This window comes from Janthinobacterium fluminis (assembly GCF_028595325.1).
In the GTDB taxonomy this organism is placed as follows: Bacteria; Pseudomonadota; Gammaproteobacteria; order Burkholderiales; family Burkholderiaceae_D; genus Janthinobacterium; species Janthinobacterium fluminis.
This window is the reverse complement of record NZ_JAQQXR010000003.1, coordinates 257,592-273,390: the sequence shown is the minus strand read 5'-3', so window position 1 is coordinate 273,390 and position 15,799 is coordinate 257,592. Positions and strand designations below refer to the sequence as shown.

Below are 15,799 nucleotides of genomic sequence, written 5' to 3'. Positions count from 1 at the left end.
CTCCATTTTCCAACGCATAAGAACACCCCATGAAAAAACCCGTCCGCCCGACCGTTTCCACCTGCGCCGCCACGCCGGGAGGCCGCTGAGATGGCCGGCACCAGCCTGCTGGCGCTGATCGACGACATCGCCAGCATCCTCGACGACGTCGCCCTGATGAGCAAGGTGGCGGCGAAGAAAACCGCCGGCGTGCTGGGCGACGACCTGGCGCTGAACGCCCAGCAGGTGTCGGGCGTGCACGCCGACCGCGAGCTGCCGGTGGTCTGGGCCGTAGGCGTCGGCTCGATGAAGAACAAGGCCATCCTCGTGCCGGCCGCGCTGGCCATCAGCGCGCTGGCGCCGTGGGCCATCACGCCGCTGCTGATGGTCGGCGGCGTCTACCTGTGCTATGAGGGCTTCGAGAAGGTCGCCCACAAGCTGCTGCACGGCGCCCACGAGGACGAGCAGCACCACGCCGCGCTGGCGCAGGCGCTCAGCGACCCGGCCGTCGACGTCGTCGCGCTGGAGCGCGACAAGATCAAGGGCGCCATCCGCACCGACTTCATCCTGTCGGCCGAGATCATCGTCATCGCCCTCGGCACGGTCGCCGCCGCGCCGTTCGGCCAGCAAGTCGCCGTCGTCACCGGCATCGCCGTCGCCATGACCGTCGGCGTCTACGGCCTGGTGGCCGGCATCGTCAAGCTCGACGACGCCGGCCTGTACCTGAGCCAGCGCGGCGGCGCCCTGGTGCGCGGCCTCGGGCGCGCGCTGCTGGCCGCCGCGCCGCAACTGATGAAGGCGCTGTCGGTGATCGGCACGGCCGCCATGTTCATGGTCGGCGGCAGCATCGTCACCCACGGCCTGCCCGGCGCCCACGCCTGGATCGAGCACGCCGCGGCCGCGGCCGGCACGGTGTCCCTGCTGGGGCCGGCGCTGCAGGCGCTCGCCCCGACCGTGCTCGACGCCCTGACCGGCGTGGCCGCCGGCGCGCTGGCCCTGCTGGGCGTGAACGGCGCCAGCCGCGTCTTGGCATTGCTCAAACGTAAAGAATGAGCTTTCTGCTATGATCCCGGCTCCGACCGCCGCGCCGCCGCCAGCCGCGCGGCGCCCCCCCCCCATTCCCGGAGACTCGCATGAAAGCACAATTCCAACGTCCTACCGGCGCCTTCGTCGCCGCCGCCTGGGCCGCCCTGCTGGTCGGCACGATCACCTATATGGTCGGGCTGTGGAACGCCACCATGCAACTCAATGAAAAAGGCTACTATTTCACGATCCTGATGTATGGCCTGTTTGCCGCCGTGTCGCTGCAAAAGTCCGTGCGCGACCGCATGGAGGGCCAGCGGGTGACGGGCATCTACTTCGGCCTGTGCTGGGTTTCCGTGCTGCTGTCGGTGCTGCTGCTGTCCGTGGGCCTGTTCAACGCCACCCTGGCGCAGAGCGAAAAAGGCTTCTACGCGATGTCCTTCGTGCTCAGCCTGTTCGCCGCCGTCGCCGTGCAAAAGAACGTGCGCGACATCGCCAACAGCGAAACGGCGCACGACGAGGCGGCCGGCCCGCAGTAGCAAGGCCGGCGGGGAACCTCCGCCCGCGCCACTTATCCAACCCTCGAAGGAGGCGGCATGCACGCCGCCTCTTTTCATTGGGGGATGGGCATGGGTGATGCGCAACGACGTTTGCAACTGGCGCTGGACGCGGCGCACATGGCGATCTGGGACTCGCGCATGCCGAACGGCAAAATCGTCGACGGCACGGTGAGCTGGTCGGCGCACGGCGCCACGCTGCTGGGCCTGAAAGCGCAGCAGCTGACGCAGCCGTTCGCCGCCTTCCTCGACTGCGTCGTGCCGGACGACCGCCGCCGCGTCGTCGCCGTCATGCAGGACGCCGCCGAGCGCCGCGGCGACTACGAGCTGGAATACCGCGTGCGCTGGCCGGACGGCACGCAGCGCTGGCTGGCGGCCAAGGCGCGGGTGTTTTGCGACGCCGGCGGCGCGCCCGAGCGCACGCTGGGCCTGATCTGGGACGTCAGCGCGCGCGTGCTGGACAAGCTGCGCGCCGCCGAGCGCAAGGAATTGGCCGAAGTGACGCTCAGCTCGATAGGCGACGGCGTCATCACCACCGACGCCCTGGGCAAGACCGTCTACCTGAACCGCGCCGCCGAGCAGTTGACGGGCTGGACCAACGCGCTGGCGCAGGGGCTCGACATCGGCGTCACGCTGCGCCTCGTCGACGAGGCCAGCGGCGCGGCGCTGGAACACCCGGCCGTCAAATGCCTGCACCAGCGCCAGGCCATCGGCGTGTCCGCGCACAGCCAGCTGGTCACCCGCGACGGCCGCCGCATCGCCGTCGAGGACACGGCCGCGCCGATCTGGTCGAGCGACGGCGTCGTGCTCGGCGTCGTCGTCGTGTTCCGCGACGTCAGCCACGAGCGCAAGCTGAGCCAGCAACTGTCATGGCAAGCCACCCACGACAGCTTGACCGGCTTGATCAACCGGCGCGAATTCGAAACCCAGGTGGCCGCCGCGCTGCGCGCGTCGAAGCTGGACGGCCACGTCCACGCGCTGCTGTATATGGACCTGGACCAGTTCAAGGTCGTCAACGACACCTGCGGCCACACCGCCGGCGACGTGCTGCTGCAATTGCTGGCGAAGATGCTGCAGGAGGCGATGCGCGACAGCGACATCCTGGCGCGCCTGGGCGGCGACGAGCTCGGCGTGCTCCTGCCCCATTGCCCGCCCGACCAGGCGCGCCTGATCGCCGAGCAGATCCGCCAGTCCATCAACGACTTCCACTTCGTCTGGGACGCCAGCAGCTTCGAGCTGGGCGTGAGCATCGGCCTGGTCGAGATCAACCAGGACAGCAAGTCGATGACGGGGCTGCTGATCGCCGCCGACCAGGCCTGCTACCTGGCCAAGGAGCAGGGGCGCAACCGCATCCTCGTGTACCAGGAGTCGGACCTGATGCTGGCGCGGCGCCAGGGCGAAATGCTGTGGGTGACGCGGCTCAACGAAGCCTTCGAGCTGCAGCATTTCCGCCTGTACGCGATGCCCATCGTCCACCTGAGCGCGCGCGCCGAAAGCCACGACGAAATCCTGATACGCATCCTCAACACCCAGGGCGAGCTGATATTGCCGGGCGCCTTCATCCCGGCGGCCGAGCGCTACGACCTGATGGCCGCGATCGACCGCTGGGTCATCAAGGCCGTCTGCCACCACATCAAGAGCGTGCGCGACAGCCTGGCGGCGCCGGACGCGTTCGCCGAAAGCCACAGGCGCACGCCGGCGCTGTTTTCCGTCAACCTGTCCGGCGTGTCGCTGGGCGACCCCTGCCTGCAGGACTATGTCACCGAGCAGTTCGTCGAGTACGAGGTCGCGCCCGAGCAAATCTGCTTTGAAATCACGGAAACGGCGCTGATCGCCAACCTGCCGCGGGCGCAGGTGTTCATGCAGCATATGAAGCAGCTGGGCTGCCGCTTTTCCCTGGACGACTTCGGCAGCGGCTTTTCCTCGTTCGGCTACCTGAAGGCGCTGCCCGTCGACTACCTGAAAATCGACGGCATCTTCGTGCGCGGCATCGCCGGCAACGCCGTCAACCGCGCGATGGTCAAGGCCATCAACGAGGTCGGCCACGTGATGGGCTTGCAGACGGTGGCCGAATACGTCGAGGACGAGGCCACGCTGGGCGTGGTGCGCGCCCTCGGCGTCGACTACGCCCAGGGCTACGCCGTGGGCAATCTGCGGCCGCTGACGCCGGGCCGCGATTGAGGCCGGCCAGCGCGCCGCCCCCGGGCCTTATGCGATCCTCATTCTTACCACAAAAGCAATATCTTTGCAGCAATCCTCATTCTGCCCAATATTGGGCTTTTTGATCTATATCAATAAAATTGCGACCCCGACTCCGTACACTTGGTCATCTCTTGCAATAACGCAAGAGTTACCACATCCATCCGTTTTGGGAAGCCGCCATGCGTCAAAATCTACCCGTTACCAAGCAAGAAGTCCATGTGATGGACGACCAGGCCATCGTTTCCAAAACGGATTTAAATGGCAACATCACCTATGTGAACCCGTACTTCTGCCAAGTCAGCGGCTATTCCGAGGCAGAACTGATGGGTTCGCCGCAAAACATCTTGCGCCACCCCGACATGCCGGTCGAGGCTTTCGCCGACCTGTGGGCCTCGATCAAGGGCGGCACGCCGTGGACCGGGCTGGTGAAGAACCGCTGCAAGAACGGCGACTTCTACTGGGTGCGGGCGAATATCACGCCGATCAAGGAAAACGGCAAGACCCTCGGCTATATGTCGGTGCGGGTCAGGCCGGAGCGGGCCGAGATCGAGGCGGCGCAGCGGGCCTACGCGACCATACAGCAGAACAAGGCGCACGGCTTGCGCATCAAGAACGGCCAGGTGTTGCAGACCGGCCTGTCGCACGTGCTGGGCAACCTCGGCCACATGTCGCTGGCCATGCGCATCTGGCTGTGCACCAGCGTCGTCAACACGCTGCAGCTGGGCGTGTGCGCGGCGACCCTGTTCTCCAGCGGCTCGTCAAACAGCAACTACGGCATCTTCGCCGCCACCCTGCTGGGCTTCCTGATCAACGTCTTCCTCTGGTACACCCTGCGCACCTCGGTGCTGGCGCCGCTGGGCAGGGCCGTCGGCAGCGCCCGCGCCATCGCCGCCGGCGACCTGTCGGGCAGCTTCGACACGGGCAGCACCGACGAGGTCGGCCAGTTGCTGCGCGCGCTGCAACAGATGAACAGCAACCTGATCGCCACCATCCGCGACGTCCGCGTCAACGTCGAGACGATGGCCGTGGCGACGCGGCAGATCGCCGCCGGCAACCTCGACCTGTCCGGCCGCACCGAGTCGCAGGCCGCCAGCCTGGAGGAGACGGCGTCGAGCATCGACCAGTTCTCCTCGACCGTCAAACAGAACGCCGAGAATTCCATGGAGGCCAATATGCTGGCCGTGGCCGCCTCCAAGGTGGCCGTCGAGGGTGGCGAGATCGTCGCCGACGTCATCACGACGATGAGCGACATCAATGCCTCCTCGAAGAAAATCGTCGACATCATCAGCCTGATCGAGGGCATCGCCTTCCAGACCAACATCCTGGCCCTGAACGCGGCCGTCGAGGCGGCCAGGGCCGGCGAGCAGGGGCGCGGCTTCGCCGTCGTCGCCGGCGAGGTGCGCAACCTGGCCCAGCGCTCGTCGCTGGCGGCCAAGGACATCAAGAACCTGATCGACATTTCCGTCAGCAAGGTCAGCGCCGGCATGGCGCAGGTGAACCGGGCCGGCTCGACGATGGAGCAGGTGGTCAGCTCGGTGCAGCAGGTCACGGCCATCATGCAGGATATTTCGCTGGCCTCGCGCGAGCAAAGCATCGGCGTCGACCAGGTCAACCAGGCGATCGCCCACATGGACCAGGTGACGCAGCAGAACGCCGCCCTCGTCGAGGAGGCGGCCGCGGCCGCCACCAGCCTGGCCCAGCAGGCCGGCAACCTGACCCAGGCCGTCAGCCTGTTCAAGTTCGGCAAACTGCCGGCGCCGCCGCGGCGCGCCGCCAACGCCGCCCCGGGCAAACCGCCGGGCAGCGTCAAGCGTTTGGCGGCCTGAGCCGCGCCCCCCGACCCGTTTCCTTAGAATTGAATTTATGTCCACATCTTCCAGCACCGTCGCGCTGACCCCCGTCGTCGAATTCGACGCGGCCATCATCAGCAAGCTGAGCCAATCGGGTCCGCGCTACACCTCCTACCCGACGGCCGACCGCTTTTCCAGCGATTTCGGCTACGGCAACTTCCTCGAGGCGCTGGCCGCGCTGCGCCTGCGCGGCGGGCGCCGGCCGATGTCGCTGTACATCCACATCCCGTTCTGCGACACGGTGTGCTACTACTGCGCCTGCAACAAGATCGTCACCAAGGACCGCAGCAAGGCGGCCACCTACCTGAGCTATCTGAAGCAGGAAATCGCCATGCAGGGCAAGCTGTTCTCCGGCATCAACCGGATCGAGCAGCTACACTTCGGCGGCGGCACGCCGACCTACCTGAGCGAGCGCCAGATGGAGGAGCTGATGGCCCACCTGCGCCACCACTTCGACTTCGCCCCCGACGACGTCGGCGAGTACTCGATCGAGATCGACCCGCGCACCGTCAGCCGCGCCCGCGTGCACGCGCTGCGCGCCCAGGGCTTCAACCGCATCAGCCTGGGCGTGCAGGATTTCGACCCCGACGTGCAGAAGGCCGTCAACCGCATCCAGCCCGAGGCGGAAACCCTGGCCATCATCGCGGCGGCGCGCGAGGCCGGCTTCCGCTCCGTCAGCATCGACCTGATCTACGGCTTGCCGAAGCAAAACCTGACGACGATGGAGCAGACGCTGGCGAAAGTCATACAGGCCAGCCCGGACCGCATCGCCCTGTACCACTACGCCCACATGCCGCACCTGTTCAAGCCGCAGCGCCGCATCCTCGACGCCGACATGCCCGACAGCGCCACCAAGCTGGCCATGCTGGGCCTGTGCATCGCCCGCCTGACGGCGGCCGGCTACGTCTATATCGGCATGGACCATTTCGCCAAGCCGACCGACGACCTGGCCGTCGCCCAGGGCCAGGGCCGCCTGCACCGCAATTTCCAGGGCTATTCGACGCGCGCCGAGGCCGACCTGGTCGCCTGCGGCGTGTCCGCCATCAGCTCGGTGGGCGCCGTCTACAGCCAGAACGAAAAAACCCTGGACGCCTACTACGAGCGGCTCGACGAGGGCCGCCTGCCGATCGCCCGCGGCATCAAGCTCGACAACGACGACCTGCTGCGCCGCCTGATCATCCAGATGCTGATGTGCAATTTCGAACTGTCCATCGCCTCGCTGGAGCAGGGTTACCCCATCGTCTTCCACAGCTATTTCGCGGCCGAGCTGGCCAAACTGGCCGAACTGGAGGCGGACGGCTTGCTGACCATAGACCGCGAGTGGCTGACCGTGACGGCCAAGGGCCGCCTGCTGATCCGCAACATCTGCATGGTGTTCGACCGCCACCTGAGCGCCGCCAAAGAAAACGCGCCGCAGCCGCTGCGCTACTCGAAAACCGTCTGATGGTGGCAGTATGAATGTGTTGAACCTGCTGCCGGTGTTCCTGGTCGGCCTGGCCGGCAGCGCCCACTGCATCGGCATGTGCGGCGGCATCGTCGGCGCCCTATCGGCCGCGGCGGCGCCGCGCGCCCGCCCGGTGATCGCCATCGCCGTGGCGCGCCCGGCCGGCGCCGACAAGCTGCTGCGCGTGCTCGCCTACAACGGCGGCCGCATCGCCAGTTACATGGCGGCCGGCGCGCTGGCCGGCGGCCTGGCCGGCGGCGCGGCCAACCTGCTGCGCCTGGCCGCGCTGCAGGTGGCCTTCTACTGGATGGCCAACCTGATGCTGCTGGCCCTGGGCCTGTATTTGATGGACGCGTGGCGCGGCCTGGCCCGGCTGGAAGCGGCCGGCGGCGTCGTCTGGCGCCGCCTGCAGCCGCTGCTGAAACCGCTGCTGCCGATGGACAGCCCGCTGAAGGCGCTGGCCATGGGCGGCCTGTGGGGCTGGGTGCCCTGCGGCATGGTCTACAGCGTGCTGCTGACGGCCATGCTGAGCGGCTCGGCGCTGCAGGGCGCGGCCGTGATGCTGGCCTTCGGCCTGGGCACGCTGCCGACGCTGCTGGCGCTGGGCCTGCTCGGCGCGCGCCTGCGCGCCGCCGCGCAGCGCCGCGGCGTGCGCGTCGCCGGCGGCCTGCTGGTGCTGGCCTTCGGCCTGCTCGGCCTAGCGCGGGCCGTCAACGGCCTGTCGCTGGGCTGGCTCGACGCCCTGTGCGTGACGGGGCATCCATGAACGCCGTGCTGGCCACGGCGGCCGACTGCTTCCACTGCGGCCTGCCGGTCCCCCCGGGCGGCCGCTGGTCCGTCGCCATCGACGGCGCCGCCCGCCCCATGTGCTGCCCCGGCTGCGAAGCCGTGGCGCAAACCATCGTCGACATCGGCCAGAGCGCCTACTACCAGACCCGCTCGGCGTTCGCCGCCAGCGCCAGCGGCGCCGAGCTGGTGCCGCCCGAGCTGCACCTGTACGACAACGCCGACGCCCTGTTCCAGCTCGACGAGGACAGTTGCGAGGCGACGCTGGCCGTCGAGGGCATCCGCTGCGCCGCCTGCGTCTGGCTGATCGAGCGCCGCCTGGCGCGCCTGCCCGGCGTGCAGGCGGCCAACCTGAACGTCGCCACCGAACGCCTGTATGTGCGCTGGAGCAAGGCGCTGTGCCGCCCCGGCGACATCCTGCAAGCTGTGCGCGAGGTTGGCTACGCGGCCTATCCCTACGACGCCGTGCGCCACGGCGAGCAGTTGCGCGCCGCCGCCAAGACGCTGGGCCGGCAGTTGTTCGTCGCCGCCCTGTCGATGATGCAGGTGATGATGTACGCCGTGCCGGCCTACCTGGCCGAGGACGGCACGCTGGACGACAATATGGCCGGCCTGATGCGCTGGGCCAGCCTGCTGCTGACGCTGCCGGCGATCTGCTACTCGGCGCAACCGTTCTTCAAGGGCGCCTGGGCCAGCCTGCGCGCGCGCGCCCTCGGCATGGACGTGCCGGTGGCGCTGGGCATCGCCGCCGCCTTCTTCGGCAGCGTCGTCGCCACCTGGACCGGCGAGGGCGAGGTGTATTTCGACTCGGCGACCATGTTCATCTTCCTGCTGCTGTGCAGCCGCTACCTGGAACTGCTGGCGCGGCGCAAGGCCGCCTCGGCGCTGGAACGGCTGCAGCACGCCTTGCCGGCGTCGGCGGCGCGCCTGGACGGCTATCCGGACAGCCACGCCGTCAGCGTGGTGCCGGCCGCCGCCCTGGCCGCCGGCGACATCATCCTCGTCAAGCCCGGCGAGGCCATCGCCGCCGACGCCGTCATCGTCGACGGCAGCACGGCCATCGACATGTCGCTGCTGACGGGCGAGAGCGCGGCCCAGCGCCGCCACGCCGGCGAAGAGGTGCCGGGCGGCGCCATCAACGCCAGCAACGCCGTGCTGCTGCGCGTGAGCCGGCCGGCGCGCGACAGCACGCTGTCGGACTTGCTGAAACTGATAGAGCGGGCCGGCATGGGCAAGCCGCAGATCGCCCAGTGGGCCGACCGCGCCGCCTCCTGGTTCGTCGCCGGCCTGCTGCTGTTCGCGCTGGCCAGCTTCGCCTTCTGGTACTGGCACGACGCGGCGCGCGCCTGGCCCATCGCCATCGCCGTGCTGGTGGTGTCCTGCCCGTGCGCGCTGTCGCTGGCGACGCCGTCGGCGCTGGCCGCCGCCACCGACCGCCTGCTGGGCCGCGGCGTGCTGATCGTCCAGCCGCACGTGCTGGAAACCCTGCACCGCGCCAGCCACGTCGTGTTCGACAAGACCGGCACGCTGACCCTGGGCAAACCGGTGGTGCGCCGCGTCGACGCCCTCGACGCCATGCCGCGCGGCTGGTGCCTGCAGGTGGCCGCCGCCCTGGAAGCGGGCAGCGCCCACCCGCTGGCGCGCGCCGTCGTCGAGGCGGCCGCCGCCGACGCGACCGGCCAGGCGCCCGACTGGCGCGCCGAGGCCGTCGAGGAATTGCCGGGCCAGGGCCTGGAGGGCAGCTTGCACGGCCGCCGCTACCGGCTCGGCAGCGCCGCCTTCGTCGCCGAACTGGCCGGCGTCTCGCCCGACGCCGGCCTGACCGACGGCGCCGGCATGACGCCCGTCTACCTGGGCGCCGAGGGGAAATGGCTGGCGCGCCTGCTGCTCAGCGACGCCCTGCGCGCCGACGCGGCCGCCGTCGTCGAGCATTGCCGCGCCGCCGGCAAGTGCGTCGTCCTGCTCAGCGGCGACCACGACGCCCTGACCCAGGCCGTCGCCGCCGAGCTGCACATCGACATCGCCTGCGGCGAATGCCTGCCCGACGAAAAATTGGCATTTGTGCAAAAACTGCAGGCCACCGGGGCCGTCGTCGCCATGGTCGGCGACGGCATCAACGACGCCGCCGTGCTGCGCGCGGCCGACGTCTCCTTCGCCATGGGCTCGGGCGCCGCGCTGGCCCAGGCCCACGCCGACACGGTGCTGCTGTCGGGCCAGTTGTCCTCCGTCGTCGAGGCGGCCCGCACGGCGACGCAGACGATGCGCGTGATCCGCCAGAACCTGGCCTGGGCGACGCTCTATAATGTGCTGGCGATCCCGGCCGCCGCGCTCGGTTATCTGAATCCCTGGCTGTCGGGACTGGGCATGGCGCTCAGCTCGGCCGTCGTCATTGCCAACGCGCTGCGCCTGCGCCGGAACTAGTCCATGGAAGCCCTCTACCTCCTCATCCCCGTCAGCATCGTCACCGTCTTCATCGCGCTGTGGGTGTTCTTCAAGGCTTCCGACAGCGGCCAGTTCGACGACCTGGTCGGTCCCGGCCTGCGCGTGCTGCAGGACGACGACAGCGGCGCCGCCGACGCGGCAGAGCCGCCGCCGCGCTAGCGCCCCGGGTGCCGGCGCGCCGCGCCGCCAGCATATCACCCTGACAACACGCGGGCGCCGCCCGCCCTCCGCCGGCAGGCGTCCGCCGTTCGGCTTATACTCCCTGGTACATTAGTGTCCTACCTGCAATTGATCTGGCGAATTTTGATCCACATCAAAGTTTTTTGATGGTCAAACCCTTACTCTCTGACGCACTACATCATCATAGTAATCCCGGGAGAGCATTAGTGGACCATTCACTGAACTACAACTACAAGATCGTCAAGCAATTCGCGATCGCTACCGTAGTCTGGGGCATCATTGGCATGCTGGTCGGCGTCATCATCGCCGCCCAGCTGGCATGGCCAGCCCTGAACTTAGACATACCCTGGCTGACATACGGCCGCCTGCGGCCCCTGCACACGAACGCGGTGATTTTCGCCTTCGGCATCAGCGGCCTGTTCGCCACCTCCTATTACGTCGTGCAGCGCACCTGCCAGGTGCGCCTGTTCTCCGACAAGCTGGCCGCCTTCACCTTCTGGGGTTGGCAGGCAGTGATCCTGTCGGCCGTCGTCACGCTGCCGCTGGGCATGACCCGCGGCAAGGAATACGCCGAGCTGGAATGGCCCATCGCCATCCTCATCGCCGTCGTCTGGATCGCCTACGCCGTGGTCTTCTTCGGCACGCTGATCAAGCGCAAAGTGGCCCACATCTACGTCGCCAACTGGTTCTTCGGCGCCTACATCATCGCCGTGACGATTTTGCACGTTGTCAACGGTCTGGTCATGCCGGCCTCGTTCACCAAGTCCTACTCGGCCTACACGGGCGTGCAGGATGCGATGATCCAATGGTGGTACGGCCACAACGCCGTCGGCTTCATCCTGACCGCCGGCTACCTCGGCATGGTCTACTACTTCATCCCGAAACAGGCCGAGCGTCCGGTTTACTCCTACCGCCTGTCCATCGTCCACTTCTGGGCGCTGATCTTCACCTATATGTGGGCGGGCCCGCACCATCTGCACTACACGGCCCTGCCTGACTGGACCCAGTCGATCGGCATGGTGTTCTCGCTGGTCTTGCTGGCACCGTCGTGGGGCGGCATGATCAACGGCATGATGACGCTGTCGGGCGCCTGGCACAAGCTGCGCACCGACCCGCTGCTGAAATTCATGATCGTCTCGCTGTCCTTCTACGGCATCGCCACCTTCGAAGGCCCGATGATGTCGATCAAGACCATCAACGCGCTGTCGCACTACACCGACTGGACCGTCGCCCACGTGCACGCCGGCGCCCTGGGCTGGGTCGGCTTCATCACCATGGGTTCGATCTACTACCTGCTGCCGCGCCTGGCCGGCCAGACCAAGATGTACAGCGTGCGCCTGATCGACCTGCACTTCTGGGTCGCCACCATCGGCATCGTGCTGTATATCGCGGCAATGTGGATCGCCGGCGTGATGCAGGGTCTGATGTGGCGCGCGGTCAATCCGGACGGCACCCTGACCTACACCTTCGTCGAAAGCGTCAAGGCCACCTATCCGTACTATGTGGTGCGCTTCACCGGCGGCCTGCTGTACCTGAGCGGCATGCTGATGATGGGCTACAACACCTACATGACCCTGCGCGGCCGCCAAACGGTGACGGCGCGCATTCCCGCGCTGGCCGCGACCCACGCCTGATCTGGAGTTAGCAATGAAATTTTCACATGAATGGATTGAGAAGAACCCCTGGCTGCTGATCGCGCTGGTGACCGTCGTGGTCAGCGTCGGCGGCCTGGTGGAAATCGTTCCGCTGTTTTTCCAAAAAACGACGACGGAACCGGTCGCCGGCCTGAAGCCTTACAGCCCGCTGCGCCTGGCGGGACGCGACATCTACGTGCGTGAGGGTTGCTACAACTGCCACTCGCAGATGGTGCGTCCGTTCCGCGCCGAAACCGAGCGCTACGGCCACTACTCGGTGGCCGGCGAGTTCGTCTACGACCGGCCGTTCCAGTGGGGTTCGAAGCGCACGGGCCCCGATCTGGCCCGCGTCGGCGGCCGCTACAGCGATGAATGGCACCGCACGCATCTGAACAATCCGCGCGACGTCGTGCCGGAATCGAATATGCCGAACTACCCCTGGTTGGCGAAAACCAAGCTGGACCCGGCTGAGATCGTGCCGAAGATGCGGGCCTTGAAGCGCCTGGGCGACCCTTACACCGAGGAAGAGATCAAGGCGGCCCCGGCCACCCTGGTCGACAAGACGGAAGAAGACGCCCTGATCGCCTACCTGCAAGGCATGGGTACATTAATCAAGACAAGGAATTAGTATGGCAATCGAGAACCTCTTTGACAGCGCCAGCAGCGTCATGACGGTGGTTTCCTTCATCACCTTCATCGGCATCCTGTGGTGGACTTTCATCGCCCGCCGCAGCAGCGATTTCGACACGGCGGCGCAGATGCCGTTCGCCGACGACGATGCCGTCATCATCGTGGGGGAGCCTGGCCATGTCTGACTTCACCAACGGTTTCTGGAACATCTACATCGTCGTCCTGTCGCTGCTGGGCATCATCGGCTGCGGCATCCTGCTGTACTCGCAGTCGACCCACAAGGTCGACCCGAGCCAGCAGCACGACGGCCCGGTCGGCACCACCGGCCACGTCTGGGACGAAGACTTGACGGAGTTGAACACGCCGATGCCGCGCTGGTGGATGTGGTTGTTCTACATCACCATCGTGTTTTCGCTGGCCTACCTGTTCCTGTATCCTGGCCTGGGCACCTATGCCGGCAGCCTGGGCTGGAAATCGACGGGCCAGTACGACGCCGAGCTGAAAAAGGCCGACGCCGACTACGGTCCCCTGTTCAACGAATTCCTGTCGCAGGACATCAAGACGGTGGCGGCCAATCCGAAGGCGCACGCCATCGGCGAACGGCTGTTCCTGACCTATTGCGCGCAATGCCACGGTTCGGATGCGCGCGGTAACAAGGGCTTCCCCAACCTGACCGACAAGGACTGGTTGTACGGCGGCGCGCCGGACGTGATCAAGACCACGATCATGCACGGCCGCAACGGCCAAATGCCGGCCATGGGCGCGGCGCTGGGCACCGACAAGGATATCGAGAACGTCGCCCACTACGTGCTCAGCCTGTCCGCCTCGACGGCCGACCCGATCAAGGTGGTCTTCGGCAAGAGCAAGTTCGCCGCCTGTATGGCTTGCCACGGCGCCGATGGCCGCGGCAACCAGGCGCTGGGCGCGCCCAACCTGACCGACAAGACCTGGTTGTACGGCGGCAGCGCCGACACCGTGATGGAGACGATACGCAAGGGCCGCAGCAACACCATGCCGCCGTTCGGCGAGTTCCTCGGCGAGGCGAAAGTCCACGTCCTGGCCTCGTACGTGTGGAGCCTGTCGAATCCCCAGCCTTAAAGATGTAGAACCATGACTGCCCCTCAAGTAATCAAGATGTATGCGGCCCGCGAGGAGATCTATCCCCGCGAGGCCAAAGGACGCTACGCCAACCTGCGTTGGCTATGCGTGTGGCTGACCCAGTTGGCCTTCTACGGCTTGCCGTGGCTTAACTGGAACGGCCGCCAGGCCCTGTTGTTCGACCTCGGCACCCGCAAGTTCTATATTTTCGGCGTGGTGCTGTGGCCGCAGGACTTCATCTACCTGGCTGCACTCTTGATCATTTGCGCCTATCTGCTGTTCCTCGTGACGGCGATAGCGGGGCGGGTCTGGTGCGGATTCTCCTGTCCGCAAACGGTCTACACGGAAATCTTCATGTGGATCGAACGCAAGATCGAAGGCCCCCGCAGCGCCCGCATGGCGCTCGACAAGCAGGGGCCCTCGCTGAGCAAGACGGCGAAAAAAACCGCCAAGCACGCGGCCTGGGGCGCCGTGGCGCTGTGGACCGGCTTCACCTTCGTCGGTTACTTCACCCCCATCAAAGTCCTGGCCGCCGCCGTGACGACGCTCAATTTCGGCCCCTGGGAATGGTTCTGGGTGCTGTTCTACAGCATGGCCACCTACGGCAACGCCGGCTGGCTGCGCGAGCAGGTGTGCAAATACATGTGCCCCTACGCCCGCTTCCAGAGCGCGATGTTCGACCAGGACACCCTGATCATCACCTACGACGCCAAGCGCGGCGAACCGCGCGGCGCCCTCAGCAAGAAGGTCGACCCGGCCGCCGCCAAGCTGGGCGACTGCATCGACTGCACGCTGTGCGTGCAAGTGTGCCCGACCGGCATCGACATCCGCAACGGCCTGCAGTACGAATGCATAGGCTGCGCCGCCTGCATCGACGCCTGCAACACCGTGATGGACAAGATCGACAGGCCGCGCGGCTTGATACGCTACAGCACCGACCACGCGCTGGCCAACAACTTCACCACCAAGCAGATACGCAAGCGGGCCATGCGCCCGCGCGTGCTGATCTACACGACCATCCTGGCGCTGATCAGCTGTACCGTGATCGGCTCGCTGGTGCTGCGCACCCCGCTCAAGCTGGACGTGATCCGCGACCGCGGCGCGATGGGCCGCGAGGTCGAGGACGGCATGATAGAGAACGTCTACCGCCTGCAGATCATGAACACCTCGGAGCGGCCGCACCGCTACAAGGTCAAGGTGTCGGGCATCCCGACGCTGGCCCTGGTCACGCCCGACGAGGTCAGCGTGGCGGCCACGGAAACCTATGCGCTGCCGGTGCGGCTGCGCGTGGCCCACGGCGCCGGCGCCAAGGGTTCCAACAAAATTGAAATAGAATTGACGGCGCTCGACGACGCGAGCCTGCATGTACGCGAAAAAGCGGTCTTCTTTGTACCGCGCTAACAGGAGAAACACCATGTCCGACACCTTGCCCCTGCGCCCGCCCGGAGCGGCGCAACGCCCCTGGTACGAACACCGCTGGCCGTGGTTCCTGATGCTCGGCCCCTTCCTCATCGTGCTGGCCGGCTGCTTCACCGGCTACCTGGCGTTCACGCGCCAGGACGCGCTGGTGGTGGGCGACTACTACAAGCAGGGCAAGGCGATCAACCAGGACTTGCGGCGCGACCGCGCCGCCAGCGCGCTGGCGCTGGCGACGGCGCTGCACTACGACGCCGCCCACGCCACGCTGGTGGGCAAGATCAGCAGCTACCAGCGGGCCTACAATGTGCCGCTGCTGCTGCACCTGGCGCACGCGACGCAGCCGGAAAAGGACATCAAGCTGGTGGTGCAAACGGATGCCGAGGGCAATTTCAGCGCGCCCCTGCCCGCGTTCGAGCGCACCCGCTGGCAGGTGCTGGTGGAAAACGACCAGCGCGACTGGCGCCTGGCGGGCACCTGGATCTGGCCGGCGCAGCAAGCCATCGAACTGCACGCGGACGCGGCGCTGAAACCGGCCGAGTAAAAGACGGACGGGCC

General features: G+C 66.9%; 14 protein-coding genes. All 14 read left to right on the top strand.

Annotated features, from left to right (window positions below):
- The first annotated feature begins 90 nt into the window (after nt 1–90).
- The 14 genes from OIK44_RS09900 (at nt 91) to OIK44_RS09835 (ending at nt 15,785) form a co-directional block, all read left to right on the top strand.
- Entirely contained in the window at nt 91–1,032 is a 942-nt protein-coding gene (locus OIK44_RS09900) for a DUF808 domain-containing protein (protein WP_273670578.1), read from the top strand.
- Between the two features lie 80 nt (nt 1,033–1,112).
- The gene (gene yiaA / locus OIK44_RS09895; RefSeq protein ID WP_273670577.1) at nt 1,113–1,541 is read left to right on the top strand and encodes an inner membrane protein YiaA; all 429 of its coding nucleotides are present in this window, start codon (nt 1,113–1,115) and stop codon (nt 1,539–1,541) included.
- A gap of 57 nt (nt 1,542–1,598) precedes the next feature.
- The gene (locus tag OIK44_RS09890; RefSeq protein WP_273670576.1) at nt 1,599–3,740 is read left to right on the top strand and encodes an EAL domain-containing protein; all 2,142 of its coding nucleotides are present in this window, start codon (nt 1,599–1,601) and stop codon (nt 3,738–3,740) included.
- A gap of 200 nt (nt 3,741–3,940) precedes the next feature.
- The gene (locus OIK44_RS09885; protein ID WP_273670575.1) at nt 3,941–5,587 is read left to right on the top strand and encodes a methyl-accepting chemotaxis protein; all 1,647 of its coding nucleotides are present in this window, start codon (nt 3,941–3,943) and stop codon (nt 5,585–5,587) included.
- Between the two features lie 37 nt (nt 5,588–5,624).
- Nucleotides 5,625–7,055: an oxygen-independent coproporphyrinogen III oxidase gene (gene hemN / locus OIK44_RS09880; protein ID WP_273670574.1), complete on the top strand. Its 1,431-nt coding sequence runs from the start codon at nt 5,625–5,627 to the stop codon at nt 7,053–7,055.
- Nucleotides 7,056–7,065: 10 nt separating this feature from the next.
- Nucleotides 7,066–7,821, top strand: a complete 756-nt coding sequence (locus tag OIK44_RS09875; RefSeq protein WP_273670573.1) for a sulfite exporter TauE/SafE family protein — start codon at nt 7,066–7,068, stop codon at nt 7,819–7,821.
- Nucleotides 7,818–10,262 carry a heavy metal translocating P-type ATPase gene (locus tag OIK44_RS09870; protein ID WP_273670572.1) on the top strand — a complete coding sequence of 815 codons (2,445 nt, stop codon included), beginning with the start codon at nt 7,818–7,820 and terminating at the stop codon, nt 10,260–10,262. Before OIK44_RS09875 ends, OIK44_RS09870 begins: the two co-directional genes overlap by 4 nt.
- A 3-nt stretch (nt 10,263–10,265) precedes the next feature.
- Nucleotides 10,266–10,442 (top strand): cbb3-type cytochrome oxidase assembly protein CcoS, encoded by a 177-nt coding sequence (gene ccoS, locus OIK44_RS09865; RefSeq protein WP_273670571.1) that lies wholly within the window; start codon nt 10,266–10,268, stop codon nt 10,440–10,442.
- Nucleotides 10,443–10,669: 227 nt separating this feature from the next.
- Nucleotides 10,670–12,097: a cytochrome-c oxidase, cbb3-type subunit I gene (gene ccoN / locus OIK44_RS09860; protein ID WP_273670570.1), complete on the top strand. Its 1,428-nt coding sequence runs from the start codon at nt 10,670–10,672 to the stop codon at nt 12,095–12,097.
- Nucleotides 12,098–12,110: 13 nt separating this feature from the next.
- A complete protein-coding gene (ccoO, locus tag OIK44_RS09855; RefSeq protein WP_273670569.1) occupies nt 12,111–12,725 on the top strand; it encodes a cytochrome-c oxidase, cbb3-type subunit II in 615 nt (204 codons plus the stop codon).
- Between the two features lies 1 nt (nt 12,726).
- The gene (locus OIK44_RS09850; protein ID WP_273670568.1) at nt 12,727–12,912 is read left to right on the top strand and encodes a cbb3-type cytochrome oxidase subunit 3; all 186 of its coding nucleotides are present in this window, start codon (nt 12,727–12,729) and stop codon (nt 12,910–12,912) included.
- Nucleotides 12,905–13,825: a cytochrome-c oxidase, cbb3-type subunit III gene (ccoP, locus tag OIK44_RS09845; protein ID WP_273670567.1), complete on the top strand. Its 921-nt coding sequence runs from the start codon at nt 12,905–12,907 to the stop codon at nt 13,823–13,825. The genes OIK44_RS09850 and ccoP overlap by 8 nt, the downstream gene beginning before the upstream one ends.
- Before the next feature lie 12 nt (nt 13,826–13,837).
- Nucleotides 13,838–15,226, top strand: a complete 1,389-nt coding sequence (gene ccoG / locus OIK44_RS09840; RefSeq protein WP_273670566.1) for a cytochrome c oxidase accessory protein CcoG — start codon at nt 13,838–13,840, stop codon at nt 15,224–15,226.
- Nucleotides 15,227–15,239: 13 nt separating this feature from the next.
- Nucleotides 15,240–15,785 carry a FixH family protein gene (locus OIK44_RS09835; RefSeq protein WP_273670565.1) on the top strand — a complete coding sequence of 182 codons (546 nt, stop codon included), beginning with the start codon at nt 15,240–15,242 and terminating at the stop codon, nt 15,783–15,785.
- Nucleotides 15,786–15,799: the final 14 nt, after the last annotated feature.

Coding starts and splice junctions, on each gene's coding strand:
- OIK44_RS09900 (WP_273670578.1), top strand. CDS start 91: ATGGCCGGCACCAGCCTGCTGGCGCTGATCGACGACATCGCCAGCATC.
- yiaA (WP_273670577.1), top strand. CDS start 1,113: ATGAAAGCACAATTCCAACGTCCTACCGGCGCCTTCGTCGCCGCCGCC.
- OIK44_RS09890 (WP_273670576.1), top strand. CDS start 1,599: ATGCACGCCGCCTCTTTTCATTGGGGGATGGGCATGGGTGATGCGCAA.
- OIK44_RS09885 (WP_273670575.1), top strand. CDS start 3,941: ATGCGTCAAAATCTACCCGTTACCAAGCAAGAAGTCCATGTGATGGAC.
- hemN (WP_273670574.1), top strand. CDS start 5,625: ATGTCCACATCTTCCAGCACCGTCGCGCTGACCCCCGTCGTCGAATTC.
- OIK44_RS09875 (WP_273670573.1), top strand. CDS start 7,066: ATGAATGTGTTGAACCTGCTGCCGGTGTTCCTGGTCGGCCTGGCCGGC.
- OIK44_RS09870 (WP_273670572.1), top strand. CDS start 7,818: ATGAACGCCGTGCTGGCCACGGCGGCCGACTGCTTCCACTGCGGCCTG.
- ccoS (WP_273670571.1), top strand. CDS start 10,266: ATGGAAGCCCTCTACCTCCTCATCCCCGTCAGCATCGTCACCGTCTTC.
- ccoO (WP_273670569.1), top strand. CDS start 12,111: ATGAAATTTTCACATGAATGGATTGAGAAGAACCCCTGGCTGCTGATC.
- OIK44_RS09850 (WP_273670568.1), top strand. CDS start 12,727: ATGGCAATCGAGAACCTCTTTGACAGCGCCAGCAGCGTCATGACGGTG.
- ccoP (WP_273670567.1), top strand. CDS start 12,905: ATGTCTGACTTCACCAACGGTTTCTGGAACATCTACATCGTCGTCCTG.
- ccoG (WP_273670566.1), top strand. CDS start 13,838: ATGACTGCCCCTCAAGTAATCAAGATGTATGCGGCCCGCGAGGAGATC.
- OIK44_RS09835 (WP_273670565.1), top strand. CDS start 15,240: ATGTCCGACACCTTGCCCCTGCGCCCGCCCGGAGCGGCGCAACGCCCC.